Annotated in this window: 9 protein-coding genes and 4 tRNA genes; 10 read left to right on the top strand and 3 right to left on the bottom strand. The window is 39.4% G+C overall.

The features are described from left to right. Positions 1-40 precede the first annotated feature (40 nt). Entirely contained in the window at positions 41-1468 is a 1428-nt protein-coding gene (locus ACH63V_RS04525) for a M48 family metalloprotease (RefSeq protein ID WP_396462906.1), read from the top strand. 100 nt (positions 1469-1568) lie between these two features. Here ACH63V_RS04525 and ACH63V_RS04520 read toward each other — a convergent pair whose 3' ends face one another. Next, positions 1569-2015, bottom strand: coding sequence for a GatB/YqeY domain-containing protein (locus ACH63V_RS04520; RefSeq protein ID WP_004700591.1), 447 nt, complete (start codon positions 2013-2015; stop codon positions 1569-1571). A 26-nt stretch (positions 2016-2041) separates the two neighbouring features. Beyond that, positions 2042-2257 carry a 30S ribosomal protein S21 gene (rpsU, locus tag ACH63V_RS04515; RefSeq protein ID WP_001136722.1) on the bottom strand — a complete coding sequence of 72 codons (216 nt, stop codon included), beginning with the start codon at positions 2255-2257 and terminating at the stop codon, positions 2042-2044. Positions 2258-2402: 145 nt separating this feature from the next. Here rpsU and tsaD point away from each other — a divergent pair, with 145 nt between their 5' ends. Continuing rightward, a complete protein-coding gene (gene tsaD, locus ACH63V_RS04510) occupies positions 2403-3419 on the top strand; it encodes a tRNA (adenosine(37)-N6)-threonylcarbamoyltransferase complex transferase subunit TsaD (RefSeq protein ID WP_311069290.1) in 1017 nt (338 codons plus the stop codon). A gap of 44 nt (positions 3420-3463) precedes the next feature. Here tsaD and ACH63V_RS04505 read toward each other — a convergent pair whose 3' ends face one another. Continuing rightward, a complete protein-coding gene (locus tag ACH63V_RS04505) occupies positions 3464-4351 on the bottom strand; it encodes an ATP-binding protein (protein WP_263614141.1) in 888 nt (295 codons plus the stop codon). A gap of 178 nt (positions 4352-4529) precedes the next feature. On the opposite strand from ACH63V_RS04505, the gene ACH63V_RS04500 reads away from it, so the two are divergent. The 8 genes from ACH63V_RS04500 to ACH63V_RS04465 all read left to right on the top strand — a co-directional run. Then, positions 4530-6038, top strand: a complete 1509-nt coding sequence (locus ACH63V_RS04500) for a DUF3336 domain-containing protein (RefSeq protein ID WP_004700599.1) — start codon at positions 4530-4532, stop codon at positions 6036-6038. Beyond that, positions 6025-6828, top strand: coding sequence for a protein kinase (locus ACH63V_RS04495; RefSeq protein WP_343568446.1), 804 nt, complete (start codon positions 6025-6027; stop codon positions 6826-6828). The genes ACH63V_RS04500 and ACH63V_RS04495 overlap by 14 nt, the downstream gene beginning before the upstream one ends. A 105-nt stretch (positions 6829-6933) precedes the next feature. After that, positions 6934-7018, top strand: a tRNA-Leu gene (locus ACH63V_RS04490). Between the two features lie 53 nt (positions 7019-7071). Continuing rightward, positions 7072-7145 (top strand) — tRNA-Trp (locus ACH63V_RS04485). Positions 7146-7172: 27 nt separating this feature from the next. Beyond that, positions 7173-7257: transfer RNA gene (locus ACH63V_RS04480), tRNA-Leu, on the top strand. 67 nt (positions 7258-7324) lie between these two features. After that, positions 7325-7398 (top strand) — tRNA-Trp (locus ACH63V_RS04475). A gap of 190 nt (positions 7399-7588) precedes the next feature. Beyond that, entirely contained in the window at positions 7589-9346 is a 1758-nt protein-coding gene (locus ACH63V_RS04470) for a ShlB/FhaC/HecB family hemolysin secretion/activation protein (RefSeq protein WP_396462866.1), read from the top strand. A gap of 59 nt (positions 9347-9405) precedes the next feature. Then, positions 9406-13201: filamentous hemagglutinin N-terminal domain-containing protein (locus tag ACH63V_RS04465; protein WP_396462865.1), on the top strand; the 3796-nt coding region annotated here is incomplete at its 3' end.

Raw genomic sequence — 13201 nt, 5'->3', positions numbered from 1 at the left:
TTGTTAGTTTAATTTTAATAGAGAAGAACTTTTGAAATTTTTGCCAGTTATTTTAAGTTTGGCTTTTATAACAAATGCCTCTTATGCTGACCCTTTTGATCCAAAACCCGCTTCTGGACAAGTCGAAATTCCCAATATTGGTAGTGGAATAGGATTGCTTGACCAGCAGAAAGAAAAATTTATTGGTGAAAAAGTTTTCCGTGAAGTTCATAAGCAAATGCCAGTCATACAAGATGTGTGGCTGGAAGATCAGTTTTTCCAAGTCTTCTCTAATATTCTGGGTGAAACACAACTTGGACAACCTATTGGGCTGGTTGTAATTAAAGATCCTCAAATTAACGCATTTGCTGTCCCGGGTGGGCTATTTGCACTAAATACTGGCCTTATTTCATCAGCTCGAAATATTGATGAGATTGCTGGTGTGATGGCACACGAAATTGCTCACGTTTCTCAGAGGCACTTTAGCCGTTCAGAAGAGGCTTTTAAAGGGCAGGCGCTTTTAAGTCTGGCTGGTTTGCTAGCTGGAGTGGCTCTAGCTGCTCAGGCAGGTGGAGATGCTGGAGCTGCGGTCATGTTAGGTACGCAAGCTGCGCTTCTTGATAAACAGCTCACTTATAGTCGTAATCAAGAGCGTGAAGCTGACCGAATTGGAATGCAGTATATGTATGCCGCGGGTTATAACCCGCAAAGTATGGCAGATTATTTTGAAACAATGCATAGAGCAACTAGCCATGTAAGTTTTCTGCCGGATTTTTGGCTTACGCATCCTTTAACGACTGAGCGTATGAGTGAAGCTCGTTTAAGAGCCAATCAAATGCCTAAGGTTAAAAGCAGAATATATGATGTCGATTTTGAAATTTTAAAATGGTACACCATGGTGGTCGCTGGAGAAGCTACAGAAAATCAGCTGCAGAGTTTAGCTTCACAAAAAAATCTGGCAGGGATATTGGCTTTGTCGGCGTTTTATCTTAAACAAGGAGATTACACGCAGGCTCAAACAACATTAGATCAAGTGAAATCTAGTGGTAAGCCTCTAGTTACCCTTATACAAACAGATATTTATTTGGGCCAAAATAAGCTTGATCAGGCCTATAATTCGATTGCCCCACTGCAAATGACCATACCTGAAAATAAGGCGTTCAGCTATAAGTTGGCTGAGGTGTTGTTGCGTCAGGGAAAATATGCGCAAGTACAGACGCTCGTGCAGCGTTTTATTAATAAAAATGCTCGAGATATTCAGGGCTGGCAACTATTACAGCAGGCTGCTAATTTAGATAAACAATCGCCATTAAGAGCGGTGAATGTATTGCGATATCGTGCAGAAGCACAGTACTGGTCTGGTAGTGAAGAAAATGCAATTAAATCTATGTTGCACGCGCAAAGACTAGCGAAGGGCAACCAAGCTATGTCGGCTAAAATAGATAGTCGATTAAAGCAAATGCAAGATGAGCGACGAATGAAAATTTAATAGATTTAGTTTGACTTAGGATTTTCGTAGACACAGATATACTTAAACTGACAAGTAAATGAAAGTTTAGTTTAAGAATGTATAAGGAAAGAGGAGGGAATTAAGCTAACTTAGCTTTAATTTTTGCTGAAACTTGAGCAGGATCGGCACGCCCGGCTATGATCGGACGTAGAGAATTCATCACCTTACCCATATCTTTCATGCTAGTTGCTTCTTGAGCAGCAATCGTTTGCTCAATGATAGAATCAAGCTCTTCCTCAGTCATAGCTTCTGGTAGAAACTGGGAAATAATCTCAGCTTCGGCTTGTTCTTTACTAGCTAAATCATCACGACCAGCACCTTCAAAGGCTTTGATCGATTCTTTACGTTGTTTAATTTGCTTTTCAATGACCGCAAGAACCTGAGCGTCGCCAAGCTCTATGCGCTCATCAACTTCGATTTGCTTAATTGCTGCTTGTAGACTACGCAAAACCGTCACTGTTGCCATATCTTTGGCACGCATAGAAGTTTTTAATGCATCAGTAATTTGGTCTTTTAAAGTAGTCATAATTTCAGCAGTCAATCACAAATTAATTAGTAAAGGCGAGTAGTACGTACAGATTCGCGAGCCAATTTCTTTTGGTAGCGTTTAACTGCAGCAGCTTTTTTGCGCTTACGTTCTTGAGTTGGTTTTTCGTAGAATTCGCGCTTACGAACGTCAGCTAAAACACCAGCTTTTTCGCATGAACGTTTGAAACGACGGATAGCTACGTCAACTGGTTCGCCTTCTTTCAACTTAACTTGTGGCATGTAAAATCCTCTAGATTATGGATAAGATCAGGCACACCATTGCGCCGGATCACAAGTGAAGGTCAGTATTTTACTCATTTACAACTCATATCACAAGTCTATAATAGCGATTGCAATATTTTGACTCATATAAAAGGCAGTTTTGATGATTGTTTTAGGCTTGGAAACTTCTTGTGATGAAACAGGGTTGGCACTTTATGATAGCGAACTCGGCTTACGGGGACAGGTTCTTTATAGCCAGATAAAACTTCATGCTGAATATGGTGGAGTGGTTCCAGAGTTAGCTTCTCGTGACCATGTTCGTAAGCTCATTCCTTTAATGAATCAATTGCTTGAACAAAGTGGCGTAACAAAACAAGAAATTGATGCAGTCGCTTATACGCGTGGCCCCGGTTTAATGGGAGCCTTAATGACAGGCGCATTGTTTGGAAGAACTTTAGCTTTTTCTTTAAATAAGCCTGCGATTGGTGTTCACCATATGGAAGGGCACATGTTGGCGCCCTTGCTTTCAAGCCAACCGCCTGAGTTTCCATTTGTTGCATTGCTTGTTTCGGGTGGACATACGCAATTGATGGCAGCTCATGGCATTGGTCAATATGAACTATTGGGTGAGTCTATTGATGATGCTGCTGGTGAAGCTTTCGATAAAGTCGCGAAAATGATGAGCTTGCCATATCCGGGTGGGCCAAATATCGCAAAACTAGCGTTATCTGGTGATCCGCTAGCATTTGAATTTCCACGGCCAATGCTTCATCAAGGCCTAGATTTTTCTTTTAGTGGTTTAAAGACGGCAGTTTCTGTTCAATTGAAAAAGTTGAATGGTGAAAACCGTGATGCTGATATTGCTGCTTCATTCCAAGAAGCCATTGTTGATACCTTGGTAAAAAAATCAGTAAAAGCCTTAAAGCAAACTGGACTTAAGCGTTTAGTGATTGCTGGTGGGGTAAGTGCAAATTTACGACTACGTGAACAGTTAGAAACTTCATTGGCGAAAATTAAAGCTCAGGTTTACTATGCAGAACCTGCTTTATGTACTGATAATGGTGCAATGATTGCATTTGCAGGTTATCAGCGTTTAAAAGCCGGCCAACATGATGGCTTGGCTGTCACGACTACACCACGTTGGCCAATGACTGAATTATCTATTCCAGTAAATTCTTAATATTTAAAAATAAACGGCTATTATTATTTAAATAGCCGTTTATTTTATTGGGTAGAACTGGTCAACTCTTTTAAGCCATTTAAACCAATCCAGTGCTTAGAAAACTGATATGCAGCACGACCAGAACGTTGTCCACGCATTTGGCACCAACGCAAGCTTTCGGCACGAACTTCATCGGTAAAAAGCATATTTGCTTTATCAAGATAGTGCTCTACGATTTCTAAATATAAGTTTTGATCCATTGGATAAAAAGATAACCATAAACCAAAACGATCTGACAAAGAGATCTTTTCTTCAATCGCTTCTTGAGGATGTAGTTCGGTATATTGAGGTACATCCACCTTGGTTACAGGTGTATTTTCATGCATGAACTCGGGTAATAAGTGACGGCGGTTACTGGTCGCATAAATAATAAAATTTGTTGAACCTGACTGTAATGAGCCATCTAATACACTTTTTAAACTACGATAATTTTCATCTTCAGCATTAAAAGCTAAGTCATCACAATAAACGATATACTTTTCAGAGCGGTTTTGAATGATTTTTTGGATTTTAGGTAAGTCTGCTAAATCATCACGTTCAATTTCAATTAAACGTAATCCTTGAGGCGCATACTCCGTGAGTAAAGCACGCACAATAGAGGATTTACCCGTACCACGTGAACCCGTTAACAGTACATCATTTGCAGGTAGGCCATTTAAAAACTGCAAAGTATTTTGAATGATTTTTTCTTTTTGACGTTCGATGCCTTTTAAGTCATCAAGATAAATATTCTTAGGCGTATAAATTGCTTTAAGTTGCTGGTTTTCCCATCTAAAAGCAGGTGCAGTAAAATCAGTTTCTTGTTTCGGTTCAGGTAAAACCTGCTGTAACTGATTTAATACAAGTGATAAGGTTTGAACTAAATTGTCGGGTAAATCAATGGTAGCCATGGTTAATCAATCATGTTAAACAGTAATTTACTAGGATACTAACACCGAAATTTGCAAGCTGACAAAAAAGATACTAGCAATGCAGTTTATCGGTTTTGCAATTGATTGAAATGTTCAGACCGCGCATAGTGTTGTCATGTCTATTCAGTAAAATCATCTGTGAAGATGAGGACGAAATATGTTTGAAAAAATACGAAGTGATATGAATCCGCATCAGGCTTACCGTATCAAAAAATTACAACGTCAGTTAGACATGGCTGAATCTTATGAAGAGTGGAAGTCTTTTGCATTAAAGCTAGATGAAGAAACAGGTGCGCAAGAGTGGAAGTTCGATAATAGTTCACCTTATTTTGATGCTGAGCTTATTTCTTATCGTTACACTTTACTGAAAAGATATCGTCAGCAACATCGTACTTTAGATTTGATTTATCTTTTAAAAGAAGGGTTGACCTACGATATTGCAAACATTGGCCACCCTATGTTGTTTGCTGCAACCCATGTAGGTACAAAGAAATTAATTGAAGATTATATTGAAGAAGTCAGCCAAAGCTTGGCTTATATTGCTTCTAGTGAATGTATTACCTTTCAAAGAAAAGAAAAAATCGAGTTTTTTGAAAATTGTGAAAAAGCATATGGACAGCCCGCGCTTATGTTTTCGGGTGGTGCAACTTTAGGTCTTTTTCATACAGGCGTATGTAAAGCTTTAATTGAACAAGACTTAATGCCCAAAGTCCTGTCTGGCTCAAGTGCTGGCGCCATTATGACAGGTATGTTGGGGACTTCTGCGAGTGAAGACGTTCAAAACTTATTAAATGGCGAGCAATTTTTTAGTGATGCGTTTCACTTTAGAAAGCTTCGTGAACTCATAAAAGGGAATGGGGGCATTGCGGATGTCCATTATTTGAAAAAATTCCTTATCGAAAACTTAGGTGATTTGACTTTTGAAGAAGCATTTAAAAAATCGGGTTTAAATATTAATGTGGCAGTTGCACCGTACGATGCAACAGAAAACCCACGAATTATGAATGCAATTATGACACCCAACGTTTTAGTTTGGAGTGCTGTATTGGCTTCTTGTGCTGTGCCAGTTCTATTTCCACCTGTGCGTTTAACCAGTAAGCGTTATGATGGTGAACATACGCCGTATATGGCAAACACTAAATGGGTAGATGGCAGTGTGCGCAGTGACTTTCCACAAGAAAGAATGGCAAGGCTTTATAATTTAAACTACACCATTGCCAGCCAAGTAAATCCGCATGTTGTGCCATTTATGCAAGATGATGCACACCGTTTCCGTAAAGATCTTTTAAGTTGGCCTGAACGAATTTTAAGACGCCAAGGTAAAGTTCTGTCTATGGGTGTAATGGACTTTACCCGGCAAAGACTTGGCGCTATTTCTCCAGTAAGAAGATTGCTTGATCATGGGTATGGAGTAATAGGGCAGCGCTACTATGGCGATGTCAATATCATTGCCAAATATGGCCTAAAACATTATGCCTATACGCTACAAAACCCTCGTCCGCATTTGTTTAAGCGTTTACAACGAGAAGGTGAGCGGGCGACTTGGCCGAAAATCTCTTCTATAGAAACTCATGCGCGTATTGGTAAAACAATTCAGCATTGTTTAGAAGTTCTACGTTTTGAAGAAAAGAGACAACAACCAGAGTCTTATTATGCTGAAGCATGATTTTGCTTCTCATATAGAAAACCTAAAATGCGTAACAAAACCTAAAAGTGCAGTTTTAGGACGGCATCTATGGACATGTACTATAGATGCTCATCACTACTGGCTAAAATACCATTTGCCGCATGTACATGCTCAAAGTGAGCAAGATTTTTTGCATGAATTGCAATTCTATGAAGATATTCAGTATAAAAAAGTGAACTGGCTTTTGCCATTTAAAATAGTTGATGTCGGTGCTATTTCCCAATTACATCAGTTTGAAGGGAAAGTATTAATTTTGCCAGACACCGATTGCTGGTTTGGCAATTTAGATCAAAAGCAAAATTTAAAAGATATTCGTGAGATGATCTATACCTCGCTTATAGCTTTAGCGGAGTTTCATGAGCTAGGATGGATTCATGGAGATATAAAAAGGGAGCACTTTCGAAAGTTTGAGCAGGGGCTCTATTTAATTGATTTTGAAAAAACGCGGCGTATACCGAGTCCTGATTCAATCATTGATGCTACACCAAGGTATATGGCACCTGAACTGTTTCATGGAACCAGTAAAAGTATACAAAGCGATTTATATGCTTTTGGAGTTGTGTTGTATGAATGGTTAAGTCAAATGCGTTTACAAGCAAATACTTATCATGATTGGGCTGTATTGCATTGCCAAAATTTAAACATTCAGTTGCCTGATTCAGTTAAAATTTTTTACCCTTTACTTGTAGGGTTATTGCAAAAACAACAGAAAAACCGATTTTCAAATGCATTTGAAGCAATCAATTGTTTAAATGCGCTCTCAAACTGATAAAAATCATTGATCTAGTATCTGTATACAATTTACACGGTCAGTTTTTTTTAGAAAAAAAACACTTGTCACTGTTAGATCTTATCGCTAATATACACAGCCATCGGGGGCGTGGCGAAATTGGTAGACGCACTGGATTTAGGTTCCAGCGCCGCAAGGTGTAAGAGTTCGAGTCTCTTCGCCCCCACCACTTTAAGTTAAGACTTAAAGTTGATTTGAATGTTAAGTCATTTAAATCTTGGAAGAGGATTGGTGTAATGGTAGCATGACGGTCTCCAAAACCGTTCGTCAAGGTTCGAATCCTTGATCCTCTGCCACATTTATTTTAAATAAATGTCCCAGATGGGGGCGTGGCGAAATTGGTAGACGCACTGGATTTAGGTTCCAGCGCCGCAAGGTGTAAGAGTTCGAGTCTCTTCGCCCCCACCATTGAAAAAAGCAAGACGATGATCTTGCTTTTTTTATGATTAAATCTAAAGGGTTTAATTATTCATATAGAGGATTGGTGTAATGGTAGCATGACGGTCTCCAAAACCGTTCGTCAAGGTTCGAATCCTTGATCCTCTGCCAAGATTCAAAAAAGCTCCTGTTAGAGGGGCTTTTTTTTATCTCGTATATTTTCTAATTAAATTTTCTTAAAAATTATTACTAATATTAAATAAAATTTAATTTCATACAGACTAATCTGTATAAAGTATTTTTACTTTGTTAATGTTTTGTTAAAATATGATTAATTAAAGTAAATTTTGATTTGATTTATATGTTGAACTATAAAAAATTTAATAAAAGCGTCTTATTCATCTGCTTATCGCTAATGGGGGGCTTAAGTTATGCTGCGGACTCAGGTGATCCGATTGGCCAGAGAATTCAAGCTGACCAAACCATTCGACAACAACAGCGTGACACTGCATTAGAAAAACAAATTCAGCCGAATGTAAACGTAAATCTAGGGCAAGAACAAAATAAGATTTCAGCTCAGCAATTACAATATTTACGCTCTAACAGTGAAACACCTTGTTTTGAAATTAAGAAAATACTTTTAGAAGGCGAAGAAGCCCATCAATTCATTTCTTCTTTTAATGTGATTACGACTGGCAAGAACAATATTATTGGAAGATGTTTAGGGGTAAATGGACTAAACCAGGCGCTTGATCTTGTACAAAATAAAATTATAGCAAACGGTTATGTGACCACACGTGTTCTGCTTCCTCAGCAAAATATTGCATCTGGTACGGTGCGTGTTCGTGTTATTCCAGGACGAGTGGATCAGATTAAGTTCGCTGATGGTACTTCTAAACGTGCACATTTATGGAATGCTTTACCGATAAAGTCGGGTGAGCTGTTAAATATTCGTGATATGGAGCAAGGTTTAGAAAACTTTAAACGAGTGCCAACGGTTGAAGCTGACTTTAAAATCCAGCCAGCAGAACAAAAAAAAGAACCAGGCTATAGTGATGTGGTTTTGGCGTGGCAACAGGCTAAACCTTATCGCTTACATATAGGGGTTGATGATTCAGGGAGTGAGGCGACCGGAAAATATCAAGGCACAGCGACTTTATCACTTGATGATATGCTGACTTTAAATGATTTGTTTTATATCAGTTATAACCATGATTTAGGCGGTGGAAACTCTGGTAAACATGGTACTGATGGCTTTTATGCAAGTTATACTATTCCATTTGATTATTGGTTATTTTCAACCAGTTATAGTCGCTCTAATTACCTGCAAACAGTCGCTGGAAGTAGTGAAACTTATCAATATAGCGGTAAAAGTGAACTCATTAATGCAGATCTATCACGAGTAATTTATCGGGACGCACATCGGAAAACAACCTTGGGTTTTGGAGGATGGTATCGTGAATCACAAAACTATATTAATGATGTAGAAGTTGAAGTACAACGCCGTAAAACTGCGGGTTGGAAAGCAACCCTTGATCATACTGAATATTTTTCTAACGCTACTTTAAGCGGCAATGTGACTTATAAACGTGGTACAGGTTGGTTGAATGCGATGAGAGCACCAGAAGAAGACTTTGGTGAAGCTTATACGCGTGTGGGGATTTTACAAGCCAATGCTAGTTTACAAATTCCTTTTAAAGTGGGTCAGCAAAATCTGCAATATTTAGCTGAATGGCGTACTCAACACAGCAATCAACCTTTAACTCCTCAAGACAGATTTTCAATTGGAAACCGTTATACCGTAAGAGGTTTTGATGGTGAGCAAACTTTATTAGCTGATAATGGTTTTTTAGTTCGCAATGAACTAAGTGGCTCAATCATGAATAAACCACACTCTTGGTACGCAGGTATCGATTACGGAGAGGTTGGTGGAAAAACTGCACATTATCCAAATCCTTTACCAGGCACAAGTTTATTAGGTGCAGTTATCGGGTTGCGTGGTCAAATTGCTCCCTTACGTTTGAATTATGACGCTTTTGTCGGAGCACCGTTGAAAAAGCCAGATCACTTTGAAACGGATGATTACACGACTGGATTTAGTGTGAACTGGACTTACTAAACCATCCTCTCCCAATTACATATTTATTTGATTACATAAAAATTTAGTGAGACTTTAAAGTGAATAAGAATCGTTATCGTATTATTTTTAGCCATGCTCGTGGGATGTTTATTGCTGTTGCCGAGATTGTAAAAAGCAAAACCAAGCAAGCAGGGCAAAGTCAGGGGGCATCTGGAACAGATTCGACTACAGGCTCGGTTCTACCTATTCATTATAAGAAGTTAAATCCACTCAACTTTGCTGTTATTGGCTGTTTGGGAGCATTGGTGATTAGCTTGCCAATGAGCAGTGTGGCTGAAACCCAGATTATTGCAGATAAAGGTGCACCTACATCGCAACAGCCGACAATTTTAACGAGTGCAAATGGGACGACTCAGGTCAATATTCAGACACCAAGCGCTGGTGGTGTTTCACGTAATACCTATACTCAGTTTGATGTTGGGCAAGAAGGCGCTATTTTAAATAACTCACGAAATAACACCCAAACTCAATTAGGAGGCTGGGTGCAAGGTAACCCATGGCTTGCAAAAGGCGAAGCCAAAGTTATTTTGAATGAAGTGAATAGTAATAATCCAAGTCAACTCAAGGGTTATATTGAAGTTGCCGGAAAACAAGCACAAGTTGTTATTGCGAATCCATCTGGTTTGATATGTGATGGCTGTGGTGTGATTAATGCAGATCGCTTTACTTTAACTACGGGTCAAGCGGTGATGAATCAAGGTTATCTTGAATCATTCCGTGTCCGCGAGGGGCAGGTCACGATTGAAGGTAAAGGTTTAAATGGAAGTTTAACCCCGTATACAGATATTTATGCGCGTGCCTTAAAAGTCAATGCAGGCCTATATGCAAATGAACTCAATACGGTACTTGGACAAAATGATATTCAAGTCAAAGATCAAGTAGCTCCTCAAATCAAGGCAACAACAGGATCCACAACTACGCCTCCGCCAAGCTTTGCTTTAGATGTAGGCCAACTCGGTGGGATGTATGCTGGAAAAATCTTTTTAGTGGGAACAGAGCAAGGGCTAGGTGTACGTAACGCAGGTACGATAAATAGTACTCAAGGTACTCTGACACTAAATGCAAATGGTGATTTGGTCAATAATGGTAACTTGATCGCGAATAAAGATCAGGTACAGCTAAAAGCTCAAAATATTCAAAATACGGGTAATGTAAGTAGCGCAACTTCACAAATTTCTATTGAAAGTCAAAATCTAGAGAACTCTGGTTTAATCAGTAGTGCTGATGAGTTACATCTTCAAAACGAAAGTAAGATGAGCAATAGCGGCACCTTAAATGCTGCTCGAATAGCTATTACCTCTACTACACTAAAAAATAGTGGTTCTATTGAACAAACAGGTTTGCAAGGACTTGATTTAAAGTCGGGTGCAATGACCAACTTAGGTGGTAAAATTGGAGTTGCCAAGAGTAATACGAGTGGTGGTGCCGCTGGAAATAGCTCCGGTAATACAGATAGTACGGTAATAGTTCCAACGGTTCCTGTTGATCCGGCACAGGATGGAGGAAGTCTGGGTGTTGTTCCTCCAATAGATACCACCCCAAAAACTTATGATACTGGCTTCATTCATGTTTCGGGTGTATTAGGTAATGATCAGGGAACGATCATTGCCAATGGCGGTGTCGATTTAGAGAGTCAAAATGGTTTGGATAACCAAGGTGGGCAACTGAATTTAGGTACTGTCACCATTAAAGGCAGCAACTTCAATAATGATCTAGGCCAATTGAATGTTAAACAGGCCGATATTCAAACGTTAGGTTTTACCAACCAGCAAGGTCAGTTGGCATCGAGTGACACACTAAAAATTCAAAGTCAGAATGCTAATAACCAAAGTGGTAAGATCCAGTCAATTGGGCAGCTCGATTTAGTTATAGGTGGTGAGTTAAATAATAGTAAGGGCTACGTTGCTAGTGGTGACAATGTTCTGGTAAGTGCAGGCGATTTAAACAACCAGTTTGGTGTGGTTTATTCAGAAAACCAATCTGTAAATATCAAAGCTAATCAAGCGATTGATAATACAGAGGGGTTTATACAGGCAAAAACTGATTTAAATTTAAATAGTCAAACGCTGAATAATACATCTGGGCAAATCATTGGCAATCAAATTCAACAGCAACACGGCACTGTCAATAATAGCCAAGGAGCTATTATTGCCAAGCAAAATTTAAACAGTACTGCTCAGCAATTTGACAATGATCAAGGGCAATTACAGGCGACAACTGTTCAATTGCAACATGATCAGCTTAAAAACAATGGTGATATTTATGCGGATCAGGATTTAACGGTTACAGGAAAATATATTCAAAATTCTGGTTCTTTGGCGGCTGGGGAAAATATAAAAATCACAAGCTCAGCATTAGAACATGCACAGAATGGTTTAATTGCCGCGGGCCTAGATCGTGAAGGTAAATTAGCTGATACGGGTATGCTTACGATCAATGTGGATCGGGTTGGTTTACATGGCCAAACATTCGCAGGCCAGCATATCCAGATTAATGCGACAGGGACGATTGATGCAGCACAGGGACAATTACAATCGAAAACGATTGCATTGAACGCTGGTACAGATATTTCAACTCAGGCAGCGACAGTTGTTGCTCAAGATCAACTCAAACTGGCCAGCCAGAATCTGATTAATAATCAGCAAGGACAGTTAAATAGTCAGGATATTATTCTTTCTGCTCAACAACTAGATAATAGCCAAGGAAAAATTCAGCATACTGGAAATAACGAATTTACTCTGAACTTTGTAAATGGTCTAAATAATAAATCAGGTGAAATGAGTAGTAATGCAGCTTTAATGCAGTTAAATACTTCTATTCTAAACAATGAAGCAGGCCAAATTATTCACTCTGGAAATCAGCAATTGAATATCAATAGTAATCAATTGCAGGGAGCCCAAGGTAAGATTCTGAGTAATGGACAATTAGTATTAGCTACAGAGCAAGCTATACTAGATGGTGCTATTACATCAGCAGATCAAATTAATATTACCGCGTATAACTTGAGTCACCAAAAAGGGCAAATGATCCAACGCGGAACATTAAAACCGCTTACATTAGCCATTAGAGATCAAATCAATAACCAGTTAGGATTTATTCAAAGTCCAACAGCACTTTATATTACTGCGGGTAGCTTAAATAATCAGGGTGGCCAGTTAAGTTCTGCAGCAGATCATGATCTGCAGCTTGATGTAGCGGGTTTACTCGATAACAGCCAATCAGGTCAAATTTATGCAGGTCTGAACAATAACATTCATGCTGGTTCTATCAATAACAGTATGGCTGGGAAAATCTCTGCACAGAATGCTTTGACTTTAACAAGCTTAGGGCTCATCAATAACCACTCTGGAAAAATCATTGCAAATGCTGATGTTGGCGTTTCTTCTCAAGAACTTAATAATGACGCAGGTGAAATTGGTTCAGTAGAAGGCAAATTAATACTAAATGCTGGTACAGGTGTATTGAGCAACCAGTCAGGTTCTTTACAGTCAGGTAAAGATATCAAGGTTCAGGCAGGCCAGTTAAAGACCCAGTCCGGCTTGATCAATGCCCAGGGTTCGATAGAGGTGACGGCAGGTCAGGACATTGATAACAGTTCAGGCCAGATCATTGCGAACAAGGCGGTACAGCTGAGCAGTCAGAGTCTGACGAACAATGCAGGGCAGATTGGCAGTGTTGAAGGTACTGTGAATATTGATGCCGGTACTGGGGTGTTAAGTAACCAGCAAGGCAAGCTTCAGTCTAGTCAGGACCTGACATTAAAGGCACAAGGGATTGATAACCAGTCAGGCCTGATTGCAACGCAAGCCAAACTGGATATGCAGCAACAGTGGC

Source organism: Acinetobacter sp. ABJ-A23_2, from assembly GCF_044538765.1.
GTDB classification, from domain to species: Bacteria; Pseudomonadota; Gammaproteobacteria; order Pseudomonadales; family Moraxellaceae; genus Acinetobacter; species Acinetobacter nosocomialis_A.
Note: the sequence above shows the minus strand (reverse complement) of the source record. Positions and strands in the feature narration are given on the sequence as shown.

Bases quoted from the DNA above. Each gene is read 5' to 3' on its own strand.
- ACH63V_RS04520 (WP_004700591.1), bottom strand. From the start codon at position 2,015: ATGACTACTTTAAAAGACCAAATTACTGATGCATTAAAAACTTCTATG.
- rpsU (WP_001136722.1), bottom strand. From the start codon at position 2,257: ATGCCACAAGTTAAGTTGAAAGAAGGCGAACCAGTTGACGTAGCTATC.
- ACH63V_RS04470 (WP_396462866.1), top strand. From the start codon at position 7,589: ATGTTGAACTATAAAAAATTTAATAAAAGCGTCTTATTCATCTGCTTA.
- ACH63V_RS04500 (WP_004700599.1), top strand. From the start codon at position 4,530: ATGTTTGAAAAAATACGAAGTGATATGAATCCGCATCAGGCTTACCGT.
- tsaD (WP_311069290.1), top strand. From the start codon at position 2,403: ATGATTGTTTTAGGCTTGGAAACTTCTTGTGATGAAACAGGGTTGGCA.
- ACH63V_RS04505 (WP_263614141.1), bottom strand. From the start codon at position 4,351: ATGGCTACCATTGATTTACCCGACAATTTAGTTCAAACCTTATCACTT.
- ACH63V_RS04495 (WP_343568446.1), top strand. From the start codon at position 6,025: ATGCTGAAGCATGATTTTGCTTCTCATATAGAAAACCTAAAATGCGTA.